Source organism: Paenibacillus sp. sgz302190, from assembly GCF_059820445.1.
In genome coordinates, this window is the sequence record NZ_JBZYAO010000022.1 from 1 (window position 1) to 24,141 (window position 24,141).

23 protein-coding genes and 1 pseudogene are annotated in these 24,141 nt (G+C 44.4%); 13 read left to right on the top strand and 11 right to left on the bottom strand.

The window, feature by feature from the left end; all coding sequences use genetic code 11:
- Positions 1-955 precede the first annotated feature (955 nt).
- The 4 genes from AC6RNO_RS22445 to AC6RNO_RS22460 all read left to right on the top strand — a co-directional run bounded on the left by AC6RNO_RS22445 (position 956) and on the right by AC6RNO_RS22460 (position 4,182).
- Positions 956-1,378: a hypothetical protein gene (locus AC6RNO_RS22445; RefSeq protein ID WP_474682833.1), complete on the top strand. Its 423-nt coding sequence runs from the start codon at positions 956-958 to the stop codon at positions 1,376-1,378.
- A 114-nt stretch (positions 1,379-1,492) separates the two neighbouring features.
- Positions 1,493-1,825 (top strand): hypothetical protein, encoded by a 333-nt coding sequence (locus AC6RNO_RS22450; RefSeq protein ID WP_497106825.1) that lies wholly within the window; start codon positions 1,493-1,495, stop codon positions 1,823-1,825.
- A gap of 567 nt (positions 1,826-2,392) precedes the next feature.
- Positions 2,393-3,742 (top strand): hypothetical protein, encoded by a 1,350-nt coding sequence (locus tag AC6RNO_RS22455; RefSeq protein WP_497106826.1) that lies wholly within the window; start codon positions 2,393-2,395, stop codon positions 3,740-3,742.
- A gap of 47 nt (positions 3,743-3,789) precedes the next feature.
- Positions 3,790-4,182, top strand: a complete 393-nt coding sequence (locus AC6RNO_RS22460; protein ID WP_497106827.1) for a hypothetical protein — start codon at positions 3,790-3,792, stop codon at positions 4,180-4,182.
- Here AC6RNO_RS22460 and AC6RNO_RS22465 read toward each other — a convergent pair.
- Positions 4,151-4,372: a PIG-L family deacetylase gene (locus AC6RNO_RS22465; RefSeq protein ID WP_497106828.1), complete on the bottom strand. Its 222-nt coding sequence runs from the start codon at positions 4,370-4,372 to the stop codon at positions 4,151-4,153. The genes AC6RNO_RS22460 and AC6RNO_RS22465 overlap by 32 nt on opposite strands.
- 189 nt (positions 4,373-4,561) lie before the next feature.
- Between AC6RNO_RS22465 and AC6RNO_RS22470 the strand changes: the two genes are divergently transcribed.
- Entirely contained in the window at positions 4,562-5,296 is a 735-nt protein-coding gene (locus AC6RNO_RS22470) for a glycosyltransferase (RefSeq protein ID WP_497106829.1), read from the top strand.
- Positions 5,274-5,663 (top strand): glycosyltransferase, encoded by a 390-nt coding sequence (locus AC6RNO_RS22475; RefSeq protein WP_497106830.1) that lies wholly within the window; start codon positions 5,274-5,276, stop codon positions 5,661-5,663. Before AC6RNO_RS22470 ends, AC6RNO_RS22475 begins: the two co-directional genes overlap by 23 nt.
- 205 nt (positions 5,664-5,868) lie before the next feature.
- On the opposite strand, the gene AC6RNO_RS22480 is transcribed toward AC6RNO_RS22475, so the two are convergent.
- A complete protein-coding gene (locus AC6RNO_RS22480) occupies positions 5,869-6,174 on the bottom strand; it encodes a winged helix-turn-helix transcriptional regulator (protein ID WP_474682839.1) in 306 nt (101 codons plus the stop codon).
- 374 nt (positions 6,175-6,548) lie between these two features.
- Between AC6RNO_RS22480 and AC6RNO_RS22485 the strand changes: the two genes are divergently transcribed.
- Positions 6,549-7,685 (top strand): oxidoreductase, encoded by a 1,137-nt coding sequence (locus AC6RNO_RS22485; RefSeq protein ID WP_497106831.1) that lies wholly within the window; start codon positions 6,549-6,551, stop codon positions 7,683-7,685.
- A 121-nt stretch (positions 7,686-7,806) separates the two neighbouring features.
- Here AC6RNO_RS22485 and AC6RNO_RS22490 read toward each other — a convergent pair whose 3' ends face one another.
- Positions 7,807-8,571 (bottom strand): SDR family oxidoreductase, encoded by a 765-nt coding sequence (locus tag AC6RNO_RS22490; protein ID WP_488435737.1) that lies wholly within the window; start codon positions 8,569-8,571, stop codon positions 7,807-7,809.
- A 34-nt stretch (positions 8,572-8,605) separates the two neighbouring features.
- Positions 8,606-8,983, bottom strand: coding sequence for a MerR family transcriptional regulator (locus tag AC6RNO_RS22495; RefSeq protein ID WP_474682842.1), 378 nt, complete (start codon positions 8,981-8,983; stop codon positions 8,606-8,608).
- Between the two features lie 381 nt (positions 8,984-9,364).
- On the opposite strand from AC6RNO_RS22495, the gene AC6RNO_RS22500 reads away from it, so the two are divergent.
- Entirely contained in the window at positions 9,365-11,488 is a 2,124-nt protein-coding gene (locus AC6RNO_RS22500) for a hemoblobin-interacting domain-containing protein (protein WP_497106832.1), read from the top strand.
- Between the two features lie 136 nt (positions 11,489-11,624).
- Positions 11,625-13,202: an S-layer homology domain-containing protein gene (locus AC6RNO_RS22505; RefSeq protein ID WP_497106833.1), complete on the top strand. Its 1,578-nt coding sequence runs from the start codon at positions 11,625-11,627 to the stop codon at positions 13,200-13,202.
- 142 nt (positions 13,203-13,344) lie between these two features.
- On the opposite strand, the gene AC6RNO_RS22510 is transcribed toward AC6RNO_RS22505, so the two are convergent.
- From AC6RNO_RS22510 to pdxR, 3 genes are all read right to left on the bottom strand, one after another.
- Positions 13,345-14,139, bottom strand: coding sequence for an SDR family NAD(P)-dependent oxidoreductase (locus AC6RNO_RS22510; protein WP_497106834.1), 795 nt, complete (start codon positions 14,137-14,139; stop codon positions 13,345-13,347).
- 144 nt (positions 14,140-14,283) lie between these two features.
- Positions 14,284-15,306 (bottom strand): AraC family transcriptional regulator ligand-binding domain-containing protein, encoded by a 1,023-nt coding sequence (locus AC6RNO_RS22515; RefSeq protein ID WP_497106835.1) that lies wholly within the window; start codon positions 15,304-15,306, stop codon positions 14,284-14,286.
- Positions 15,307-15,382: 76 nt separating this feature from the next.
- Positions 15,383-16,813, bottom strand: a complete 1,431-nt coding sequence (pdxR, locus tag AC6RNO_RS22520) for a MocR-like pyridoxine biosynthesis transcription factor PdxR (RefSeq protein WP_497106836.1) — start codon at positions 16,811-16,813, stop codon at positions 15,383-15,385.
- A gap of 205 nt (positions 16,814-17,018) precedes the next feature.
- Between pdxR and AC6RNO_RS22525 the strand changes: the two genes are divergently transcribed.
- Positions 17,019-17,567, top strand: coding sequence for a pyridoxamine 5'-phosphate oxidase family protein (locus AC6RNO_RS22525; RefSeq protein ID WP_474683028.1), 549 nt, complete (start codon positions 17,019-17,021; stop codon positions 17,565-17,567).
- Positions 17,568-17,667: 100 nt separating this feature from the next.
- Here the strand turns inward: AC6RNO_RS22525 and AC6RNO_RS22530 are convergent.
- Positions 17,668-17,938, bottom strand: a pseudogene (locus tag AC6RNO_RS22530) (Lrp/AsnC family transcriptional regulator).
- Between the two features lie 171 nt (positions 17,939-18,109).
- Here AC6RNO_RS22530 and AC6RNO_RS22535 point away from each other — a divergent pair.
- Together AC6RNO_RS22535 and AC6RNO_RS22540 are read left to right on the top strand one after the other, a co-directional pair.
- Positions 18,110-19,258, top strand: a complete 1,149-nt coding sequence (locus tag AC6RNO_RS22535; protein WP_497106837.1) for a serine hydrolase — start codon at positions 18,110-18,112, stop codon at positions 19,256-19,258.
- A gap of 68 nt (positions 19,259-19,326) precedes the next feature.
- On the top strand, positions 19,327-20,553 hold the full coding sequence (locus AC6RNO_RS22540) for an MFS transporter (protein WP_497106838.1): 1,227 nt from the start codon (positions 19,327-19,329) through the stop codon (positions 20,551-20,553).
- A gap of 167 nt (positions 20,554-20,720) precedes the next feature.
- Here the strand turns inward: AC6RNO_RS22540 and AC6RNO_RS22545 are convergent, their stop codons facing one another.
- Positions 20,721-21,620: a TcaA NTF2-like domain-containing protein gene (locus AC6RNO_RS22545; RefSeq protein ID WP_497106839.1), complete on the bottom strand. Its 900-nt coding sequence runs from the start codon at positions 21,618-21,620 to the stop codon at positions 20,721-20,723.
- 294 nt (positions 21,621-21,914) lie between these two features.
- Positions 21,915-22,106 carry a hypothetical protein gene (locus AC6RNO_RS22550; RefSeq protein WP_497106840.1) on the bottom strand — a complete coding sequence of 64 codons (192 nt, stop codon included), beginning with the start codon at positions 22,104-22,106 and terminating at the stop codon, positions 21,915-21,917.
- Between the two features lie 765 nt (positions 22,107-22,871).
- Between AC6RNO_RS22550 and AC6RNO_RS22555 the strand changes: the two genes are divergently transcribed.
- Entirely contained in the window at positions 22,872-23,372 is a 501-nt protein-coding gene (locus tag AC6RNO_RS22555; RefSeq protein WP_488435729.1) for a DUF421 domain-containing protein, read from the top strand.
- Positions 23,373-23,465: 93 nt separating this feature from the next.
- Here AC6RNO_RS22555 and AC6RNO_RS22560 read toward each other — a convergent pair whose 3' ends face one another.
- Positions 23,466-24,095: a hypothetical protein gene (locus tag AC6RNO_RS22560; protein WP_497106841.1), complete on the bottom strand. Its 630-nt coding sequence runs from the start codon at positions 24,093-24,095 to the stop codon at positions 23,466-23,468.
- Between the last annotated feature and the right edge of the window lie 46 nt (positions 24,096-24,141).

Here is a 24,141-nt window from a genome sequence, read left to right on the forward strand (position 1 = left end):
TAACCCGTCACCCTTTATACCATTTTTTTAGGAAACTCTTAATTGCTGGGGTAACTATGACCCTATTTTATGTGGCTTTACCCATCCAGTAGAGCGAAGAGCCAAACTCTTTTAGTTAATGTCAGTTACTATGTCGAAATAGATGAAGATGTATATGAACTTTCCAAAGGAATCGAAAATCAATTGTGCGAGAATCGAACATTAGAGTCTGCTGGCGAGAAAGTGTTCCTAAAATGGAACCAATCTTCATTCAAGGTTTTGAATCCAGATATTATGAATTGCGGTAGATGCGCGAATTGTGGTTGTTGGACAACAGACATGGAAAAAAACAATTCAATTTTTGGATTAGACAGCGGAGCGGTTCACAATAATAAATTACTATGTGATGAATGCTTGCCTCCCGACCATAGGTGGGCTTTTTGATTAACCTCATATCCTGAAAACTCTAACGAATACGATAGTGATGGAGCTCCTTTTTTAATTGAAGTAATGGGAGTTTAATGCAATTCACATGTAGTATGGAAATATAGTAACTTCAACTCAGGGGATGATAGCTTGTTACCTGCTCTTTTAGATAAAGAAATACCCTTTAAGAATGAAACCTGTCGTTTAAGAATTACATATTTTCATGGAGACTATTTAATTACAGTTAGTCAATACAACGATGATAATCAGTTGTTGAAAACGAAGCTATTTCTTCACTTTGGGCACCGCAATACAAGATTTAGGGAAGTTTTTACGCATACCGACATGACGGATTCAATGAGGTGGCAGAAATATTCCGAGATCTTGCATTCCGACTTTATGGTGAAGGGAACTGGTCAAATAACGATAGGAAACGTAGAGGATTGACCCCAATTTCCATTAAGCATCTCCATTGTGACTAACGGATACTATAGTACAATCACTGCAGGTTGCCAGCAAGATAGGCAGCCTATTAAGGAGCTTAGAATTTATGAAAAGTCGATTAGAACAAGACATAATATCAACGGCAGAAAGCTTTACAAATAATTTTTCTGATAAAGGACATTTTGATTTTAGTGTGCAAAGTCTACGAAAAATAGACGATATTCTAGAAGAGTTACGTGAGTATAAATTAGATAATGATGAACTGGATTCAGTTTCTTCTATGGCTGGAAGTTACATTTTCGAAGTGGCAAGAAGGAATTATGGCGGCCAGTACTTTTGGGCACAAGATAGAGACCAACCTGTTTTAGTTACTGGCGAGCCGGAATATTCAATCTCAATATTTGCATTCGATAAAGTAAGATGCAGAATTAAGAATGGTAAAGAAGATGAGATATCATATTATTTTGATGGCTATATCGAGGCAATTGAAAAAGGTAAGAAAACAGGATACTGTGCTACAATTGTTTAGAGCTTAGTAGATGAATACTAACGGGTAGCATAGCGTAACAAACGACATTGTTGTGGGCATAAGATATTGTGGGGTTCTTTGGAAGTCAGATCAGGTTATCATAAGGTGGTAATTATGAAGTCAACAAAGATTAAATTAGCACTCCTTAGTTTTTTCATGATTATTTCCATTGCTTATTCTGTGAACATTATAAAATTATTCAAAGATACAAGTCATATTGATTCTAGTCCGGAAGCTTCAATTGAACAATATTTGAGATCCAAAACCAATGAATATAAGATTATAAGTGTTAATTTAAAAGAAAGAAATTTTAGAAATCGCATCTATTTGGTTGAATGCGATTGTAATTTTAAAAACGAAGAGGACAGAGGTATCCAAAGATATAATTTCTATTTAATAGATGATTTAGGTTGGATTGTAGATAAACTCGAGATGACAAAAAATTAAAGCAGTTAAGCGGACCTTTTTAAGCGCTTACAACTGATCAATGCTAAGCTCGTCGACGAAACAGAATAATTTTTAGAGACATGTTGCGTGCCCAGCGAATCGAACTGCTCAAAAGTGTGCAGCCGATCATGAAGCGGCTTGGCTAAACAAAAAACCTGCGAAAGTGCAGGCTTTTTCGGAAAAAGCGGTCCGTTTTTGAGAAAAGCCTGCAAATGTGCAGGAATTTTCGACTCAAACGGGCCTAGGCTCATCTGGACACCGAAAAGCCTGCACAATTGCAGGAATTTTACTTTGCAAGCGCCTTACAGAGCAAAAAGATGTATTTTTGCAGGCTTTCTCCACGCAGCCAGGCAATCGTGCTCCTATAACGGGTGATTCTCTCTACGCTGCTAAGTAGGTGCTTGGATGACTCATGCGCCATATTGTCCGAAGTGCGAAAGTTACTATAAGTATTATAAAACTTTTCCCATTTATTGGGGTATATATTGTGTAGCCAGCAATCATTAGGGGTATGCCACAGATTTTAAGCAGATGATCTGATAGCAAGTAACGGAGGTGCAGCAAACGATGCGAAAAAAATTGGCGTTAGCTTTAACAATCAGCTGTTTTCTGTGTACGAGTGGCGAATGGAGGGCGAACGTTGCCTATGCGGAATCCACCGTCTTAGATCTTCCTCATCCAGGTGAGGATACGATTACTATACTGGAAGATAGCCCCTTATATGATGATCAACGGAAAGAGATAGGACTGCTAGGGCCACAGACGGTGAAAATTCTTAAGACGAGGGAGGTTCGATGGGGGCATGGCGAAGGCTACAGAAGACCCATTTACTTAATCTCCACATGGCTTGGCGATCGGTGGATTGCTCCCAACCGGGCTTTGCTGGGGAATCCGCAGCCGTTGGCGACGAAACTAGATCTCAGCCGGGTCGAACGGCTCTATAACGATCCTTTGCTGTCAGAGCCAACCGGCGGGCAATTGGCGCCTCAAATTGTAACAACGAAAGCGAAATGGGATGAACATTATTTGATCGAAACAAGGTCCGGGGACAAATGGGTTCGTCCTACGTATCCTTTTTTAGAAGGGGTAAGAGAGGTTCAGGAGGAAGTGGAACTGTTGAATCTCACGCCGCTGATGCGATATCCTTACGGTTTGGAAACAGGCTCCAGTCTATCAGCGCAAACTGTAGAGGTCAAAGAAGTATGGCGCGAGTGGCATCGAATCGATTCCTGGCTAGGGCCTGTCTGGTTTAAGCTGTACGAGGCGGATGCGGTGGATGCGCACCACAATCTTGAAGTCAACTTTGGTTACAGGCACATAGATGAAAAAGATCCTAAGCTGACACATATGACTGTAGACATAAAGCTTGGACCGAAGTGGCGTACGGTGAAGGAAGCTATGAGCGTCGATTTCAAGATCAATTTTTATAATGAAAAGGGAGAGCGAGTTGCTACCTCCAGAACAGGTGGTGCTGAGCTAAACGGCGCTGATTCGAAATCAGTGGATATATTGGTGGATGGCAGCTTGAATCAAGGGTATGTTTACGCAACGATACAGATCACTAGAATGTCCGATAAAAAAGACCCTGAACTTGATGCTTCTACGGTGATGGACATCGCCGATCCTGCGCAGCCGAAATTACGGATTGGAAATGTAAGTGTGAGACAGGACGGAGAATTCAGCATCGTCAATGGGCAGTATGAGCTTGATGCGAAGGGAGCGAATCAAGTGAAAGGACGAATCACCTTCACGGATCAGAAGGGTCAATTGATGGGGACGGTGCCGCTTGAACTGATTACCGATGCTGCTAATCCCGGTAAAGGGACGCCTTTTACATTCGAATGTGTCATCTCCGGAAGTTTGAAACACTACGCAAACGTTAAGCTCGAAGTCGATTCGATTGCTTCGCTGAAATAATAATTTGGATACCGATGTCATTGTGCATGCAATTAGGAGGGGATAATTTGGATAAAAGAAAGCTAACGTTGTTTATCCTTATTATTTGTATTGTTTTGCTAAATGTGTTTGCAAGCTTCCGATGGAATTACAACAACTATGAAGGTGACATGAAATACAAAACAGATCGTTGGACTAATAAAGTTTGGGTTGAATTTTATCCGCCTCTTGCTATAACAAATGGGATAGAAGTTCCACTAATAAATACTACAAAGTTTGATTCATACACTCAATTAGAAGCACATGTAAAGAAAAATGCCGTTTCCGGTTATTTGGTGAGTGAATGGCTCGAGAGAATGAAATTAACTTACTTGTATTATGGGATCAACTCATTTCTAATATTTAATATACTGCTATTAATAGCAATGATCATAAGAACAAGAAAAAAGAGGCCGGAATAGGTGGTGCATGAAGGAAATTTCGGATGGAATCTGTGTTTGCATCGCCATTGGTTAAATAAACAATGTGGACTGGTTTGCCGGATCGGATGGCTTTTTGAATGACTCCTCCGGAGGATAGAACATCATCATCGGGATGTGGTGCAACAATCAAAATGGGACCCCGCAAATCCTTAAACGTAATAGGCGTCATAGGCTACGAATCGTCTCCTTCATCAAAATAGTGGTAAGCTATTCATGATAATCGTATTCGTCAATCGTCTTTGTGTGTAACATTTTAACCAAAATAAATATGAATCATCATTTGTCCGGTCATATCGGTTTCCGAAAGCATAAGCTATGCAAGCAGAACTGAAAATCGCGGAAGGGGGCGTTTGAAGAAGTGAAGGTCTTGATGTTAATTGATCGCCTTAAAACCGGTGGGACCGAGACACATGTATTGTCCTTATCTAAATTTTTGCTTATTAAAGGTAATCGGGTCGGGATTGCAACAAAAGGAGGCCCGCTAACCTCTGCTGCACGAAAAATGGGGATATCCGTGCATATACTACCCATGCAAAAAGAAAAGTTGATGAACCAGATACAAGGCTTATACAAGATTGTTAACCGAAACAAGTACGGCATTATTCATGCTAATACTAGGCTTAGATTGGCCAATCGTTTTCAACGCGCGCATCCTGGCATTCCCCTTATAGTTACAGTGCATAGTACCTATGAACCGAAGAACGATCTAAGAGCTTCAGTCGTTTCCTCCAAAAAAATTGTTTCGGTTTCTCCGGGGCTGTCACAATGGTTACGGAAGAGTGGAATCCCTGCGTATAAAATTCAACTTATTCCGAACGGAATCAATACTAAGCAGTTTCAGGCCAATCAGCCTAAAAAAAGATGGAGAAAAGCCCTCGGCTTGCCACAAGATGCTCAGCTTTTAGTCTATGCCGCAAGGTTCGAAAGGGATAAATATCCGATAGCCCAAAAAGTCATCTTGGCTGCTGAAAAGGTTGCGCGAAGCAACAAAAAATTTGCGGTAGTGTTATATGGTCCAGGTCCTTTTCGACGACAGCTTTCACAGTTGGCCCAGAAAGTGAACCAACGTCTTGGACGAAGAGTTATTTGTTAAGGGACCACTGACTTCGATTCAAAATGCTTATTATGCAGCAGATATCGTCGTAGGAACTGGTCGTGTCGCGCTTGAAGCAATGGCATGCGCCAGACCGGTTGTCGCAGCTGGAGTGTCTGGATATTGCGGGATCGTTGGACCCAATTCCATTGCTAGGATGAAAAGTTATAATTTTGGTGACCATGGTTCCATGATATCTCTCCATGCAAACAGACTTGTGAAAGATATAAATTTCCTCCTGAAATACCCACAACGGATACGGATGTTAGGTGAATTCAGTTCGAAAATGGTAAGGAGGGATTTCTCGATAAGTAAAGTAGGGGGACAGTATATTGTACTTTACCGAAAATTTATAAAAACGGCATAAGGATGATCGCAGCAGACCGGAGGCATGTTACACAAGAATGGAGCAGCAGGCCGCGGCAGCTGCTCATGTCGAAATCCTGAAGAGGGGATTAGTTTCACTATCTGAAAGCAGCCATGCAGTACGTAAAGAAGATCGCCCTTCGCTTGGTTATGAGGCAAGACGAGACGATCAAGCTTGGTTCAATATGTGGTTGTCGAACAAGGCATCAATGCAGCCATTTTGACGCCCAACCGTAGATATCCGAAATAATCGGCCCCACATCTTTTCCCTTTTCCGTTAATTGGTATTCTACTCTTGGCGGAACTTCGGGATAAATCGTTCGGGTGACCATGCCAGCGGCTTCGAGTTCTTTTAACCGCTCCGAGAGAAGACGGCCGCTGACATCTGTATCTTCTTCAAGTTGGCAGAAACGTTTCGGTCCGGAAAGCAACTGAAGCAAAATGGTAATCGCCCATTTTTTGCCTAATATATCCATTGCTTGGGTGACGATGCATGTTCTCGGTTTTTGCATAACGGATCATCCCTCTAATCTGATTAAGTTTATTATTAGTATAACACAAAAGTTACTTGAAATAACTAAATTACTGTTATATAGTTATGTTACATAAAGTAAGTATTGGGAATGGGAAGATTAATCAAGTTTATTTTTTTAAGCCAATACTTACTTTTAGTAATATATTTATTAGTAATAACTAATGGAGGAGAGGACAGATTTTCGGCAGACCCTCACCTATTGGGGGGATATGTCTGAGTATAACGAAAAATATTTGAAGACGAAGATTAGCCGTGCCGGTCACTTAAATGAAGGCGAAAGTGCATAGCGACATGGATTTGGCAGCTTTAACTATGTTAGTTTATTATCGATACAAAGGGGAATGAACAAATATGAGACCTGATTATCAACCGTTATTCGAGGATTTGACTCTGAGAAGTGGTGTCAAGCTAAAAAATCGTCTGGCGATGGCGCCGATGACGACGATGTCCGCCAATCCGGACGACAGCGTCTCGGATGCGGAAATCCGTTATTATGCCCGAAGGTCTGGGGGAGTCGGCATGGTCATCACCGCATGCGCTTATGTCTCTTCGAGCGGCAAGGGGTTCCCCGGTGAGATTTCCGTGCATGACGATACATTCATTCCAGGCTTGAAACGCCTTGCGGCGGCAATTAAGGAAAAAGGTGCAAAAGCTGTACTGCAAATTTTTCACGGCGGCCGGATGTGTCCGGCGGAATTCGTGCCGGACGGGGATGTCGTGGGCGCAAGCGAGGTTCCTCCTGCAGAAGGCTTGGGTCTCGGGACGATGAAAACGCCGCGGCCGCTTTCGAATGAAGAGATCGAAGGGATTATCCGCGATTTCGGCGAGGCGACGAGAAGAGCCGTCGAGGCCGGCTTCGACGGGGTCGAAATTCACGGAGCCAACGGCTATTTGCTCCAACAATTTTTCTCGCCGTATACGAACCGCCGCGAAGACCGCTGGGGAGGGAGCGTGGAGAATCGGTTGCGTTTCCCGATGGCGATTGTGGACGAGGTCCTGCAAGCGGTACGGGCGCATGCCAAAGAGCCGTTCCTTGTCGGATACCGCTTTTCTCCGGAAGAACCGGAAACGTCGGGCATTACGATGGCGGAAACGTTCGTATTAATCGATGCGCTGGCGGATAAAGGCCTGGATTACCTTCACGTTTCCCTGAACGATTTCTGGTCGGTTCCGAGACGCGGGACGGAGGATACCCGTTCGCGAATGGAAATTATACAGGAACGAGTTGGTGATAAAGTCCCTGTCATGGGTGTCGGCGCCATCCGAACCCCCGAAGAAGCCGCGAAGGCGTTGCAAACAGGTGTATCGCTTGTTGCGATTGGCCGCGAGCTTGTCGTAGATCCGGACTGGGCGGAAAAAACGATGGAAGGACGGGAAGCCGAAATCGCCACGACGATGACGAAAGGCGATCAACAAAAGCTGGTCGTTCCCGCACCGTTGTGGCAAATGATCCTGCATGTTCCCGGCTGGTTTCCCCTCGCTGAATAAACCCGTTTCACGAGCATCACAAAAAGCAGGCCAAAACTGGAACAATACAGTCTTGGCCTGCTTTTTTTAGTCATTCAATTATCGTACCCGCTAGCTCTTCAAGATTTTTTCGTAAGCGTAGTTACTCAATTGTGTTTTTCGTGGCTTTGTACATCTTTTCTGTGTATTCGTCGACTTCATCCCGTGACATGCGTAAGCGATCCGCAGAAGTACCATAGCCGATTTCCTTTTTACTACCCTTTTCCAGTTCTTTGAAAATTCCATCTGCGAAGGCATCTAACGGTTCTCCTTGCGTATGCAACCCGGCTCCACCTAAGTCTGTATTCACCGCCGGAGGAGCAACTTCGATTACTTCTACAGGCGTATCGGAAAGTTGGTGTCTTAGACTCATTGTAAATGAATGAAGCGCCGCTTTTGTTGCTGAATAAATCGGAGCGATCGCAAACGGTGTAAAAGCTAACCCGGATGTCACGTTAATGATAGCCGCCTCTTCTTTTGTTGCAAAAAATGGAGCGAATAGCATAGCGAGATGGAAAGGTGCTTCCATGTTGGTTGTGATTTCTTTGCTGAAATAACTCCAATTGTTCTTCGCATCCGCTTTTAACACATTAAAGCGTTGTTGGATCCCTGCATTGTTAACTAGCACGTTCACTTCCGGATAGTTCGCTGTTACCCAATCAAATAATGCTGTACGCTCGGATTCCATATCCAAATCACTTACACGAGTAATAAGGCTAGGGAATTTTTCTTTTGCATTTTGAAGTACATTTTCGCGTCGTCCGCAAATAATTACTTTATTTCCAGCTTTTATAAAACGCTCTGCAAAAGCTAATCCTATTCCGGCACTTCCGCCTGTAATAAGTATTGTATTTCCTGAAAGTTTCATTACAATTCCTCTTTTCCATTATTTTACCATTCCATCATTCTTCTTTTCTTTCCTGAATGCGTTTTGTATAACGTGTAATTTTTACGTCAATTCCTTTTAAGGATTCTGTCATCGTCGAAATTTCAGCTAGCACAGCTTGTTTGTGATTTTTCATCATTTCAAGTCGGAGTTCAATGGTGCTATCTCCTTTTACTACCCAATCAACGTATTGTTTGATACCACTTATTGGCATATGCGTGTTTTTTAAATAAATAACGATTTTAAGGAGCGTAAGTTGATCTTCTGAAAATAACCGCCTGCCGGCTTCATCACGCTCGATGAGCGGTAACAGTCCTTTTTTTTCATAATAGCGTAACGTTGATTCTGGAATATTGAATTTGGCCGCAGCTTCGCTAATTGAACAATACTTCATTTGGAGGCCTCCAAAATTTATGTTTCATTGCCGACAGGAATATGATACGACTTAAACCATGGTTTAAGTCAACAAAAAAATTTGAATTTCCGGAAGAGTCCCGTCAAGTACTGCGTTTAGCGGGCTGCATTGGCAATTCTTTTGATATCCGGCTGTTGTCGATGTTAAACGGCACTGCAGCGTGCCAAAGAATTAAGGCACCTGTGTGAGCGAAGTCCCACATTTTTTGCCTTTCTCCCCCGAATGGGGGATTTTTTTATTGTTGAAATAGTTTTAAAGTTAGACATGAACGACAAAAGTTGACAAAAAGGAGCGGAAATTTAGATATTTATCGTCAACTGTAAGAAGGCCTATATGACTAAGAGGAGTGAAAGAAGCACTATGCGTATAACAAGTATCATGAAGCATTTAAACAGAGCGGCCAGGGTCAATACGGTGCTGCTGAAAAAGGTTTCCATTCATTTATTGCTGGGATTGATGGTATTAGCTTCGTTTTCTTCACCTGCATCTGCCCAGCCGAATCCTGATCTTACCCCGCCTGCTTATATCGGTTCTACTTCTAATAACGGAAATAATGTATATTTGAACTTTAATGAAGCTATTTCAATTAATAATACAGATGCTTTGACTGATAGCACTGTGACTGATGCTGTTTATTTGAAAAAGAACATGAGTATAGCGATTGACGGAGTAAACTTTGTACCGCTATCGGAACTGATTGTTGTATCACCTCCGGGTACGGGCCCTGCCGGTCAAACTCAAATTTACTTGGTTGCCCAAAATGAAGTGAAAGTCATACTAGGTACGAAAACGCTGATTAAAATCGCCGGCGGCACGCTGAAGGATGCGGCAGGAAACCTTAATGATGTGTTGACTCTGCATGTCACCCCTCCGGTCATCCAAACCGCAGTAATTAGCAGCGACTATCACGAAGTGACGATTGGCTTTCATGAAGATGTTATTGATAATACCAATTCCGGGGGAATCTCTAACTTAAAGAATTACATTCGCTTGTTGAAAGATGGCGCCAATACGAATACTGAGACAGAATTGACCACAGACGATAAGGTGTCCATTGTTTCCGGAAAGCTGGTCATCGTTTTTGCAACGGCCCTCTCAGGAGCGACTAACCAAATTAAAATAATTGGCGGCGCTCTTAAGGACACTGACGGAAATGTTCTTAATGACAATGCGGTAACCCCTATGCTTCAAGGAGGCGCAATAACCGAAGATACGATGGCGCTTAAATTGTTAAGCAGCTATTTAACCAATAGTTATCAGGATTTAACTCTGGTTTTTAATAAAGATGTGCTGAATGCCCGAAGCGATGCTGCGAGTTTTATAGCAGGAATACAGTATATTGGCAATGTTACCTACTGGCAGTGGAGAAGCATTTCTTCAGATGCAACTGTGACATTCTCGGGTAAAACGGCAACCATTCATTTTGCAGCGCCATTGATAACTGGTTATCAATATATGTTTCAATTTAATGCGAATTCTTTTAAAGATGCATCCGGGAACATTCTCAAGAATAATGTTAACGCGGGTTACTTTTACCCTGGTCAAGCGTTAATATTCGAAAATGGGAGCATTTCGTATGATGGCCGTTGGTTGAGGATGGGCATGAACTGGCAGGTTGGCGGTTTAGTGGATCGAACCATTGTTAATGGGGTATCGCACTTAAAAGATCAAATTACGATTGACGGCTCTCCTTTGGACGCGCAGGATGTTGTGACTATCCAAGGGACTGGCATCGGCATTTTCTTTCATGACGCGAAAAAGAGCGGCACCGTTCGGGTAAAAGTTGCCGCGAACGCATTAAGCGATTTGGGCGATAATGCACGGAACGCAGCGATTAACCAAGTGATTGCTTATAACACGCCTGGTATTACAGGATATTTCTTAAGCGATATAGCAAGTGAATTTTTGTTCAATGATAACGCTGAATGGAGAAGCAATGTTAGAGACATAATTATTTCCAACAGCGGAGCTGCCAGACCACTTCAAAGTTCAGAATATATTCTGGCTGCAGGCAGGCTTACGATTAACAAAGGTGTTTTTCAAGAAGGAGGTAATTACCAAATTCTGATCAATGCGGATGGCTATAGCACTAAATATTTTAGTGGCCGAGCCAGTAAATCGTCTGAACTATTTTATATGACTGCGCCGGCGGTAACTACGGACAACGGAATTACGGCCAAGGTAAATATATTAAATAATGTGGGTACTAATTCTACCACAGGAACGCAATCGGTTGTTTTCGAATTAATGAACGGAACGACGCCGGTTAGTATTGTAGCTTCTAATTTACAGGTTAATACAGGAATGTATTCAGCCAATTTCAATGTAACAGACGCTGCAACGAATCCTAATTATACCGTCCGGGCATTCGTGGTGAATAAATTTAATAATGACCCGACGAATGTTGGCTTGAATTTGGCTACAGAAGTGACGCGAACCGAATATGATCTAAAACTGATTGACTATATCAATGACAATGACTAGGGGCGAGAAAATGAAGCTTCGAACATTTAGTTTGCTTTTAATACTCAGTCTTTGCTTGGGGTTAGTGCCAATCGCTGCTTCAGCCAGCGCTTCGATTTCCGTGAATCCCATTTCATCGATGCAACCGGGCGGTTCAGTGACGATATCAGGCACAACCACTTTAAGCGAAGTCATTATTCAGGTGCTTCGTCCCGGCAACAGCACGGTGTTTTATGATATCGCCAAGGTAACGAGCGGACAATTTTCAGACTCTTTTACATTGGGAAGCAATGAGCCGGCAGGTACCTATACCGTTATTGCCGGACAAGCGGGTCAGGTGGATACTAAACAGTTTGATGTAATAGCACAGACACCGACGACACCGACGACACCGACGACACCACTGAGCAGCAATGCGGATTTGAGCGCTCTGACGCTGTCGAGCGGTACGCTGACTCCTGCGTTCGCACCCGACAAAACTTCCTACAGTGCTAGTGTGGATAACGCTGTATCCAGCATAACCGTAGCGGCCAGCGTGTCCGATAGCAACGCTGCGATGACAATAAACGGTGCAGCGGTTGCAAGCGGCGCGATCAATCTGAACGTAGGAATCAACCTCATCAACATCGTAGTGACAGCGCAGGACGGCACATCGAAGAAGCCATATACGGTTGCGGTGAACCGCGTCGCACCGGCAGGAGGCGGCATTGGTGGCGGTGGCGGTGGTGGCGGCGTCAGCGGCGGTTCAACGACCCAAAGCAGCGACAAAGTTACCTCAAAGGATGGTAAATTAACGCTTCCCGCAGGTAAAATAGGCGAGGTTAGTTTGGACGATGCGGTTACGATCTATATTCCTGCCGATGCTTCGGGCAAAGAACTGAAATTAACGATAGAAAAATTGTCGGACATTCAAAAGCTTCTAACGAATAAAGACGTTCTGGCCAGCCCAGTTTTCGAAATTTTGAAAAATTTCTCGGAGAACTTCAGCAAGCCGGTCACGCTGACCTTTACCTTCGATCCGAAAAGCTTGAAGGGTCATCAGAAGCCCTCCGTCTTCTATTATGACGAAGCGAAGCAGTCCTGGGTGGAGGTTGGCGGCGAGGTGAACGGCAATACTATCACCGTAAAGGTCGATCACTTTACGAAGTATGCGGTATTCGCTGTAGGACAAGCGGCAGCAGATACGCCGCCAACGATTACCTTCAGCGATATATCCGGACATTGGGCGGAAGCGGGCATCAAGCAAGCGGTAAGCACCGGAGTCGTCAGCGGTTATCCGGACGGCACGTTTAAGCCGGATCATACCGTGACACGCACGGAATTTGCGGTCATGCTGATGAATGCGTTGAAGCGGCAAGGAGAAGGAGCGGCGCTGACGTTCTCCGATACCGCGAAGATCGGTACTTGGGCGCAGAAAGCGGTCACGCAAGCGGTACAAGCAGGCATTATTAAAGGCTATGAGGACGGCTCTTTCCGTCCGGACGCTGAAATTACACGCCCTGAGATGGCAGCGATGATCGCAAACGCTTTGGGCCAGTCTATCGAAGAGAGTACGGCAACAGGCTTCGCGGACGACAAGGACATTCCGGCGTGGGCGAAAGGCGCAGTGGCAGCAATGAAAAAACTTGGCATTATAAAAGGCAAAGGTACGAACGAATTTGTTCCTGCGGATAAAACGACAAGAGCAGAGGCTGTAACGGTTCTGCTAAACATGTTGGCCTACAAGAGCAAGTAAAGTAAATGAACTTGAAATGATTCTGCACGCAAAAGCAAAGCCCGGTCGATCTGCGCGAAAATATTTCGCGGGATCCCGGGCTTTTTCATGTAAATCCTGTCCCTGACTCTCCCGCAGCAGTCAGATTGGAAATAGAAAAATGTTAATAAATAGTCGGTACCATTCCCCCGTCCATACGGATTGGAGAACCTTTAAATGCGGATGCATAAGGACTACATACAAATGCAGCTAGTCTACCTATTTCAATAGGCTTGATAAATCGCTGTATTTCAGATTGAGGCAGGTTTGTAGTCATAAATTTTTTCTCTTTTTCTGAAAAAGTCATATCTTCATTAGGGTACAAACCCTCAATGATTTGATGCACATTTTCGGAGAGTGTTGGTCCTGGCATGATCGTATTGACTGTTACTTCTGTTCCTATTGTTAATTTAGATAAGCTTTTTGACAATGATAACAGCATTGATTTTGTCATACAATATTGAGGCATTTGTCCTGAAGGCATAATTGCTTCTTCACTCGCAATAAAGATCATGCGGCCATAATCATTTTTCAACATTTTAGGTAAATAAAATTTAGATAATCCGTTTGCGGCGAGAACATTAGTACGGAAGTATTTTTCCCATATTTCGTCGTCAACGTCCTCGTATTGCATAATTTCATAAATACCCATATTGTTAACCAAGATATCAATGTTGGGGTATTTTTCAAATAAAGCTTCTCTTTGCCCAATATCCACAATATCGGCTGTGGCATTTTGAGGAGAGGTAGCCGGGAAATCCGACTTCATTTCATTTACAGTTCGTTCTACCTCTTCGTAATCTCGTCCATTAATTAGTACATGAACACCTTCTTTGGCAAGTTCAATGGCAATTGCTTTACCAATCCCCTTCGTTGATCCTGTAACTAAAGCTGTTTTATTGCTTAATCCCATATCCATAAAACATTTCTCCTTTTAAATTACTCCGGATAGAGATTATATTACCTTGTCTGGATGATTCAGTAACTAGCGTACTGCGCCAAAGTTCTTGTATAACCCGCCAAATGATGAAACTCAGTAAATATTAGCTCTCTGTAGAATTGGTTAGGCATTCATAGCCGTCCTTCCGAAATGTTCAGAACGCCAATTTGAAGGAGTATCACCTTCCCAAAAGCGGAAGGCGCGGTAAAACGAGTTCTGGTCCGCATATCCAATCAAGAAAGCCACTTCTTTAATATCGAGCGAGGGGTCTGCCAAGTACTCCCGTGCCTGCTCATGCCGAGCTTGTGTCAACAGATGCTTGAAGCTCGTGCCTTCGTCGGTAAGCCGGCGCTGCAAGGTACGATCGCTCATTCCCAACTCGCTCGCGATAGCCTGAACGTCGGGTCGCCCTCCTGTTAGGCTGCGTTTCATGATCCACTTGACCGTCTCGGTGATTGAACGGCTGCGTTGCTGTTCATCCAATGAGCGGTCCAGTGCGGGAGTCAGGATCTCCAGCAGCTCTTCGTTGTACGAGACAAAGGGGCGGTCCAGATCTCTTCGATGCAGCGTCAACCGGTTACATGTTGCGCCAATCCGGATACGGCACCCGAAGTAAGCTTCAAGTGCCTGTACATCGCCCATTGCATGCGAAAATTCGACGGATCGCGCCGTCAAAGGTTGACCTGTGCCCCGGCGCCCAAGCTCTAGGAGAGATGCCAATGTGATACCAACCAGCATTGGCGGACCGGGCTGCTCGGTATGCAGCCATTCCAATTCGATTGTACAGTGCTCGCCCTCCTCGGTGATTCGTAAGCTTTCCGGGGGGCACAGTTGTTTGTACCGGGCCATTCGGTTAAGAGCGTCGCGATAGTCACGAGCATGGTAAGTCGCTAAGACGGTCGGTGGGTATTTCGCTGTTTCAAAGGCGGTGGTAAGCTGGATGATTCCTTTGGCAGGGTCGCCAATGAGATCGGAATAAGCCTGCCAGATTGCGAAATATTGGACGGTGGTAGCAACTGGTTCTGTAATAATGGTGAGCGGCAGTCGTGCTTTGCGAACTACGTCGTGAGCGGCAATCCCTAGTTGACGTAATCCTGCCCAAAATCCCGGCGGGATTTTAATGCGGTCAGAGGTATGAGATTTCATACATATGGGCCTCCTTTAACCAATTACGGCGAATTTTAAGTACACTTAAGAGTACTCTTGCTTGTTGAAGATGACCCTATAAGATCAACTCCGCAAGACGATGAATCCCCTGCTCAATAGATGCTTCATCTACTTTTGCAAACCCCAACACCCATCCCTTTCGTTTGCTTTCCAAACAATAGGGTCCAAGAGGGTATACGCGTATTCTCTGTTGTAGAGCAAGCTTAGTCACGGTTTCTTCGTCATATGATTCTTCAGCTTCAAGTAACACATGCAATCCCGTTTCTACTCCGCTTAGTGTGAATCGCTCCCCTAAACCGCTAGCCATAATAGCCTTTGTCATGGCTTCGTGTCTTCGTCGGTACACATTCCTGACTCTTCTCATATGGCGCATAAAATGCCCTTTCTTGATGAAGTGGGTTAGTGTTAGCTGATCCATAATCGGAAGATGACGGTAAGTCAACTCCTGTACCTTGGCTAGTTGAGCAATTGCCTCGACAGATCCAACGATAGCCGAAATACGAATGCCCGGAGCAATCATTTTAGAAAAACTCATGAGGTACAAGGTATTATTAGGTTCCTGACTAAACAGCGTGGGAAGCGGCTCCCCACGATATCGAAATTCACTATCATAATCGTCTTCAATGATCCAGAATTGTTCTTGAGCAGCCTTATGCAGCAATTGTTGCCTACGCGGCTCCGACATAACGACCCCGACCGCGCACTGGTGCGAAGGGGTCGCAAAGATTAGTTTGGATTGTGGGTGAATTTGCTCAACCACTAGGCCATACTCATCAACGGGAACGGGTACCACATTCATACGCCGATATTTCATCGCCATCCAGGCAGCTGGAAAACCGGGATCTTCTACAGAGACAGTGTCCCCATCAGATAAAAGCGATTGTGCGATTAAGTCAATGCTATGCTGAGCTCCGGAGGTCAACAGAATCTGATTTGTTTGGATATGGATGCCTCGTTCAAGTGATAAATAACGCTGGATTTGCTCACGCAATGGTGTGAAACCATAGGGATTACCGTAAGCCCAACTTGATAAATCCATTTCAGCGGATGCGTGGAAAAGCGATTGTCGCCAGTTCTTTTGAAATTTTTCATCCAAATAGGGTTCATGGGGACTAAAATCAATATCCACTTCTCGCTGTTCTTTGCCTATGAACCAGTCATGTAAATGATCGACAGCCGAGTTCAACAAGGGAAGTGAAGGGGGGAGGGGGCCATCTGTTATTATTTTCTTCGTTGACTCTGTGATTTGCGTCCATTTACTAACCCGCGTTCCTCCTCGGCGAGATGTAACCGTATAGCCTCGGCTTAGCAATTCCTCATAGACGATTTGTACCGTTGAGCGAGAGACACCTATCATGTGAGCAAGTTCGCGGGAAGGAATCAGCAATTCTCCTGGCGCCCAGATTCCGCTAGTAATATTATGAATCGCTTGATCAAGCAATTGCTGCCAGATCGGTCTCTTATCATTGCGAATTACTTTCATCATCGTACACACCTCCAAATAGGCTCCAATCATTATGGATTGTTCATTATTGAGATGTTTGGATGTTTTAACACAATCCATTCATTGATATACTACCGTAATAACGCTGGTATTTGCAATCTGGTCGTTGACACACTCTAGAACACTATCGGAGTTAAGACAATTGGAGTGGGATGAATATCTTATGAGTGAAAGGAGAGATTTCGAAATGGATTCGGTTCGTTACAAGAACAGGGAATGCCGGGATCAAGAGAAAATTGAAAGTTTCCTTCACCAAGCGAGAATTGGGTATCTTGGGTTGGTTGATGGAAACCTCCCCTATGTTGTACCGCTTAATTATGTATGGACTGAGGGTAAGCTCTATTTTCATGGGGCTGGAGATGGAAGACGTAATCATGTCATGAGTGAAAATCCAGAGGTATGTTTTACAGTATGTGAGGAATACGGAACCATCACGGATCCGATTCCTGCCAAAACGGATACGGCTTATATGAGCGTAATAATATTTGGACAAGCAGAGCCAATCACAGATTTGGATGAAGCCACCCATGTACTTCAGGAAATGATCAATAAATACGTACCCGGCTATTATAACCGCCCCTTGTCGAAGCAGCATGTGGACAAGTATAGGTCGGCTGTGTTCGGCGGACCGGTTCAAGTTTGCCGTGTTATTCCGCACCATATGACGGCAAAAGAAAGTCCAATTGAAGCAGAAAAAATGTATAGAACGGTCATGAATGTCGGAAGAGAGATTTAACGACAAGATACTAGCTAACGGAACGATAGTTGAATGGCATATAACCAAGCCGCCGATTACTTCGGCGGCCTTCAGTGCATGTTTATGGTGCCGAGCCGCATTATTCTAACTCGGCAAGTACGCTTGCCTCTTCCAGCGAAGGGATAAGAAACTTAGTTTCGATTGGCGATGACATTACGATGAGGATTGTGTAGGTCCCGTATTTATCGCATTGATTTCCAAAATCTTCGAGTGATCGTGTGGACTCAGTCATTACTTTCAATAAATAGTTGTGCGGGTTGCGATAACCCGACACACTTGCCTAATTCCGTCATTGAAATTCTTGCCTGGCTTTGAAGATAATATAGGATTTGTTTATCAATAGGGTCCATCGAAATCGCTCCTTTAAATTTAAGGATTTTCTCATCAACTAACTCGTTTTTCTTTGTTTTAGGGTAGATATAACTTGAATGCTTTATGTAAATCACTGAACTTAATAATTATAATAAACTTACAATAGTAAAGTAATCAAGGCTTTAACTATTGAGAAAGGATGATGCAAGTTGAGTAAGAATTTGGATACAAGCATAGATGAAGTTATCGAGCGTACTCTTGCCGATAATCGGCTGGTTGGCGCTGTTGTTAAGGTGGCGGTAGACGGAGTGCCGGTTTATAACGGTGCTGCCGGTTTTGCCGACCGTGAGAGGAACAATCCGATGCAAGAAAATGCCTTGTTCAGGCTTGCCTCCGTATCGAAACCGATCGTTTCAACGGCTGCCTTGGTACTCGTATCGCAAGGCCGGCTCCAGCTAGACGACCGCGTAGACCGATGGCTTCCATACTTTCAGCCGCGTTTGCAAAACGGCGAAATCGCGGAGCTCACGATTCGGCATTTAATGACTCACACGGCGGGGCTGACTTACCGTTTCTTTCAGGAGGAGAAGGGTCCCTATCACCGTGCAGGGGTGTCGGATGGGATGGACCAGGCCGGCATCACATTGGAAGAGAACCTGCGCCGTATTGCCTCCGTTCCGCTCCTTTATACGCCAGGCACTCAGTGGAAATATTCGATCGCGACCGATGTGCTGGGTGCCGTTATCGCCAAGGTTGCTGAAATGCCGCTTCAAGAAGCCGTTCATTCCTTGGTGCTGAAACCGCTTGGCATGAATGACACCGGGTTTACTGCCGTTGACCCGGAGCGGCTGACCACTGCTTATGCGAATGATGTTCCTGTGCCGCGGCCTATGTATGATCCCGACAGCGTGGCATTCGTGGAAGGCACGGCGGGCTTCAGGCTTGCCCCTAGCCGGGCGTTCGACGAATCGGCTTTTCCTTCCGGCGGAGCCGGCATGGTCGGAAGCGCCCGAGACTTTTTACGGCTGCTGGAGACATTGCGCAAGGGAGGAACGCCGCTGCTGCCTGAGCGGTTGGTTCGTGAAATGACGACAAACCAGATCGGCGATCTGCCGATGGCTTATTGGCCTGGCAGAGGCTTCGGTCTTGGATTTACGCTGCTTAAGGATCCTGCCGCCGCAGGCACGCCGGAATCGCCGGGCACCTGGCGGATGGGCGGGACCTACGGCCATTCGTGGTTCGTTGATCCTGAGCGGAAGCTCAGCGTTGTGGCATTTACCAATACCGCGTTGGAAGGCATGTCAGGCCAGTTTACCGTCGATCTCTGCAAAGCCGTTTACGACGGAATCAAGCAATAAAGAATGCGTTCAAGAGCCTAGTACGGTATGATCCGGACCAGGCTCTTTTATACAAGGGAGTGGAGAGGTTGGTTCAATTCAGTTCTGTTCAAAAGACCATTAACCCTATATTTTTCATTGCACTGGGTTTATTTGGCGTATACACCATTGAATTTGGCGTTGTCGGGATACTGCCGGCAATCATTGAACGCTACGGCATCAGTACATCTCAGGCCGGGATGCTCGTTGGCGCGTTTGCGATTGTCATCGCGTTGTTTGGTCCCTTTATGGTACTGCTGCTTTCCAAACTTAACCGCAAAAATGTGTTGATGACATGTTTGTTCATTTTTGCCGGGAGCAGTTTATTGTCAGCTTACGCTCCGAATTTTTATGTTTTGCTGGCGCTTCGCATGATTCCGGCTTTGTTCCATCCCGTCTATTTTTCTTTGGCTTTTGTCACGGCTATTTCACTGTATGCTAAGGAAAAAGCGACGCAAGCTTCCGCCAAAGCATTTGTCGGGACCAGTATGGGCATGGTACTTGGAATTCCGGTAACAACCTATATCCAGCATCAATTCTCATTCGAGGCCGCTTTTCTATTCTGTACCCTTGTCAACATCGCTGCTGGTATCGGGATCGCCATTATGCTTCCGAAAACGCCGAAAGCGGAGAAAGTAACTTATGGGAAGCAGCTCGGTATATTGCGTAAAATCCCCCTTTGGATCAATATCGGCGCTGCAACTTTTATATTCGCGGCCATGTTTTCAGTCTATAGTTATTCTGCCGAATATTTGGAGCAAGTGATGGGTATGAACGGAGAGACCGTCAGTGTGATGCTTGTCGTATTCGGCGTTGGAGGGGTGGCCGGCAACTTGCTCGCGGGGAGACTGATTGGAATCAATATGGCAAGAACGACTGTGTTCCAACCGATTGTATTAGCGCTCTCTTACTTTTTGCTTTACTTAGGAGAAACGTCGTCTATAGTACCTATTATTTTGATCATGGTTTTGTGGGGAGCGGTTCATACCAGCGGGCTCATTATAACGCAGATATGGTTAACATCCGAGGCTCCCGAAGCGCCTGAATTTGCTACCGGACTGTATATTTCTTTCATCAATCTTGGCGTGTTCATCGGTTCGGCAGCAGGCGGGATGTTTATTGATTTTGCAGGCGTGAAAGGGACCCTATGGAGCGGCTTGCTTTTTATTGTGTTGGCTCTTGCTTGTATTGTCATAAAAATTGTTTTCTTTAACTCCAAAGGTATAAAGGAAAAAGGGGCATCCAAACGAGAACGGCGGGAGGAGGCTCTATTGTAAAGCATTAGAGAAGGTTCTTTTGGGTATCATTGCATCCCTTATTGTTCCTCTGGAGAACTAATCTGATTGTTGAGAACGGCAGAACCCTTAAGTAAAGAGGATTCTGCCTTTTTTGCTCAATCAGAAGGTAAAAGCGCCCACATCCAGTGATGGTTCCCTTTAGTTGCTTAGTTGTCGATACTTTCCGTTTCTTTAGCTTCGAGTAATTCCTCGATTAGGAATACGTTATCGTAAGTTTTCAGAACTTTATATTTGGAAGTAAAGCTCTTTGTTTTACGGCTTCCATCATCATAGGTGATGTTATACTTCTCCGATGTAGTGACTTTGAAGCTGGAATCGTCCAATTTTTCGGCAGATTTAGCCTCTGCGAGAGTCATTGTTTCTTTAATCCCTTTGTTGTTCAGGTAGTTCATGTATTCACTTTGTTCTTTGTATTTCGAATCGCTTAAAAACGAACTGACGGCGGAGAAATTGTTTGTTTTGAGTGCCCACATGCTTTTTGCTAAATAAATCTCGACGATCATTTTTGCTTTTAACTCATCGCCGGATGATCGAGGCGGGCTATCTGGAAGTGGGTTGGGATTTGCTGCTCCTTTGGACAGATCTGCTGATTGGGTACCCATTAGTTCTATATATTTAGCCAGCATGTTAGCCGCTTCGGTTGCATGACTTTTTTGCGCTTTTTCCCTTTTTATTAAAAAGTTTCTGCTGGATTCTGCGTTGTCGGCTGCCTTGTAGGCTTCATTGATATATGAATAAGAATACGTATTCACTTGTGCCAGTTGTTTGTTTTTGTTCATTTCTGAGATATTGCGCTCGTAAGCCTTTACCAAATATTTTAAAGAGTCCTCAGCCTCATTGGCGGCTAGTAATTCCGTCAGGTATTTGCCGCGATAGGTTAAGGCATCGACGAACTTGGATTGGACATCCTTTAATTTTGCCGCTAAAACCACGCTCAGCACTTCATCCTTCAGGGTATTGTTTTTATTGATGAGATCATTGATTTTATTATCAAAGAGATAGAAATCCTCATCGGGTTTCGCTAATTGTTTAATTTCCGAATCCATGTTATCACTCCGCTGTATGACACTCTGGAGTTTGTTGATATCCTTCGACCGATCATTATACTCTGTGATTGCCTTCTCCACGTCAAGACTAGAGTAGTCCTTCTTTTCCGTTGTCAACAAAGCGTACTTGGGGTTGCTGTTCAATTCTTTCACTTGGGCTTCAAAATTGGTCGTTAATTTAGAGTCTTTGTAAAAGGCAATAATTTCCTGAAGTGTTTTTTTGTCGGCAGGAGGCGTCTCCACTTGCTTTTTGAACGCAGAGCTAGCCGTCTCGATCGATTCAAAATTTTTATTTTATTCATCGACCAACGATTTGTGCTTCGAGTTTTTCACGAGGTTATAGGCGATTCCGCAGCCCACTGCCAGAATAACAAGAAGCGAGCCAAGGATAATGATAAGCTTCATTTTCGATTTTTTTGCCTCCGGTTTTGACCCTGCTTCCATTATCGTTTTGTTTGTTTCGTTTTCCACGCTTGTTTCAGACATTATACACACTCCATATTTCTTATTTAGTTGTTATCAAGTTCATAAGTAAGCGGCATCATTGATGTGTCCGAACTCTATTTCAACATAATTCTACATAAATACAAATTTTACCTTTAATTATCGATAGAAGACGTGATACATGAATCTCAGAAGGGCCTTAAGCATCATCGTATTTGGAAATTTCATGGTAAATAGTCACCTTTTTTTAATTAATTCGGCTATATCGGAATGAGCAGTTTGAAGTTTTCACCGGTGCAGCGCTGTTCTACCTAGGGGGATAAGGGAAAGAGAGAAAGTATGAGAAAGTGGATGCGCAGCCAATTTCAGCTTGGGACATATGGAAACGATTCTACACGGAGTGGGTACCCGCTTATTCATATGATCTTGCTTATTTGCCAACAATTGATGAATGATGGGTACCGGTAGTCAAAAATCAGTAGGTGGTTATTTAAAGAAAAACTTGCCGTTTCAGACAGTTCGGAGAACCGTACCGTAAGTAACGGCAACATATTGTATTGTTATCGCCTCAAAACAAAATTAAGCTAAACTCTGCTTGATAAGAGTCAATCACTTGACCGGTTAAAACATCATCAGGTGCTTGATTACCATCCCATAGCATGTTTGGCCACGGCGAGCCGACAATTATGACAAAGTCATCCGGCTTATGGATAAAGCAACATCTCCCTAGCAATAATAGTGGTAAAAGGTGGATTTTTGCGAATCATCAACTCTCAACTCGAAGAACGAAGGGGCCCTGGTCACAACTTGAACGAATCCCTAGAGATTATAATAAGAACGATCCTTGCTTATTTATGGCTATGGTTGTACACGAAGTTGATCGGCATGCGCCTGATTGCGCAGAGCTCGTACCACTTGTTCGTGCTTACGATGTTGATCGGGACGATCGGCGGTAATATGGCATTCAATATCAAGATCAGTTTGTTGAATTTCATCTTGTGCTTGTTCGTCATCAGTGTAATTGGGTATGCGCTGATGAGAATATCGCTGCACAATAAGAAGGCAGACGCCGCTATTTCCGGAGAGCCGATCGTGATTATTAAGGACGGCGTACTGTTGCAGGAGGAGATGAAGAAGTACAAATACTCGATGGAAGCATTAAGGCAAGGATTGAGAGGGAAGGGAATTTTCGAACTCGAGCAGGTCGAGTTCGCGGTACTGGAGCTGAACGGAACGCTGTCGGTACTCAAGAAAAGGAAATACCGAAGCGTAACTTGGCAGGATCTTGAAAGTATCAAGAGGCAGTAAAGTGTATGGAAAGTTTCGTGATGTGATCACGATGTCTTTTCTCGAAGATGAGTTCCGATTTATTTGCAGTCGGGTCGACGCCATTACATTGAATTACGCTCCAAGATCTCCCCATGGGTCGTAAATGAACTTATCATCGATCGGGGTGAACCGGATGCCCTGAAGATTTCTGCGCAACGCCTCATCCCGAAACGCTTCGCTTGCGACGAGCTGATGCAGTTCAATGCACCTGAACAGATGGGCCTCTGTCGGTCTAACCGAGAATTGCTTGATCCAGGCGTACATGGGATGCTCGGGAAAGTAACAGTTGATCATCGTGCCGCCTGTTTCCAAATCGGTTTCTTCACAAAATTCAGATTGTTCTCGACATAGCAAGCTTTCATGCTGATACGGCAAGAATAAACTGTACTTCTTTTTTGCCGATTCCGAACCCCGGAGCCGTATTGTGAGCGGGATCGTACGGAATTTCACTCGGAAGCTTTCGCACAGCTCGATAAACGCTTCCGAAACATGAGGAGTGTTGCCAGGGTCATATAGGTCGAAACATACCTCGTCCAGCAAACCGTCGGTAACGTCAAAAATATATTGCTGCTTGATCTCGCCATCATATGAACCGGGATCGTGAATATCCCACTCGTATTCTTCGATATTGAAGCGCCCACTTAAGTAGTAAGGGCATCCTTTGGCGCCGGCCGCGTATTCAACCAAATAGAATCGGTTCATGATTGTTACTCCTCTTTTTCCCATGTGTAAGAACATGGACTTCATC

Coding starts and splice junctions, on each gene's coding strand:
- AC6RNO_RS22525 (WP_474683028.1), top strand. CDS start 17,019: ATGGATTCGGTTCGTTACAAGAACAGGGAATGCCGGGATCAAGAGAAA.
- AC6RNO_RS22465 (WP_497106828.1), bottom strand. CDS start 4,372: ATGACGCCTATTACGTTTAAGGATTTGCGGGGTCCCATTTTGATTGTT.
- AC6RNO_RS22550 (WP_497106840.1), bottom strand. CDS start 22,106: ATGTCTGAAACAAGCGTGGAAAACGAAACAAACAAAACGATAATGGAA.
- AC6RNO_RS22450 (WP_497106825.1), top strand. CDS start 1,493: ATGAAGTCAACAAAGATTAAATTAGCACTCCTTAGTTTTTTCATGATT.
- AC6RNO_RS22445 (WP_474682833.1), top strand. CDS start 956: ATGAAAAGTCGATTAGAACAAGACATAATATCAACGGCAGAAAGCTTT.
- AC6RNO_RS22500 (WP_497106832.1), top strand. CDS start 9,365: ATGCGTATAACAAGTATCATGAAGCATTTAAACAGAGCGGCCAGGGTC.
- AC6RNO_RS22510 (WP_497106834.1), bottom strand. CDS start 14,139: ATGGATATGGGATTAAGCAATAAAACAGCTTTAGTTACAGGATCAACG.
- AC6RNO_RS22480 (WP_474682839.1), bottom strand. CDS start 6,174: ATGCAAAAACCGAGAACATGCATCGTCACCCAAGCAATGGATATATTA.
- AC6RNO_RS22545 (WP_497106839.1), bottom strand. CDS start 21,620: ATGGATTCGGAAATTAAACAATTAGCGAAACCCGATGAGGATTTCTAT.
- AC6RNO_RS22515 (WP_497106835.1), bottom strand. CDS start 15,306: ATGAAATCTCATACCTCTGACCGCATTAAAATCCCGCCGGGATTTTGG.
- AC6RNO_RS22490 (WP_488435737.1), bottom strand. CDS start 8,571: ATGAAACTTTCAGGAAATACAATACTTATTACAGGCGGAAGTGCCGGA.
- AC6RNO_RS22560 (WP_497106841.1), bottom strand. CDS start 24,095: ATGAACCGATTCTATTTGGTTGAATACGCGGCCGGCGCCAAAGGATGC.
- pdxR (WP_497106836.1), bottom strand. CDS start 16,813: ATGATGAAAGTAATTCGCAATGATAAGAGACCGATCTGGCAGCAATTG.
- AC6RNO_RS22495 (WP_474682842.1), bottom strand. CDS start 8,983: ATGAAGTATTGTTCAATTAGCGAAGCTGCGGCCAAATTCAATATTCCA.
- AC6RNO_RS22455 (WP_497106826.1), top strand. CDS start 2,393: ATGCGAAAAAAATTGGCGTTAGCTTTAACAATCAGCTGTTTTCTGTGT.
- AC6RNO_RS22485 (WP_497106831.1), top strand. CDS start 6,549: ATGAGACCTGATTATCAACCGTTATTCGAGGATTTGACTCTGAGAAGT.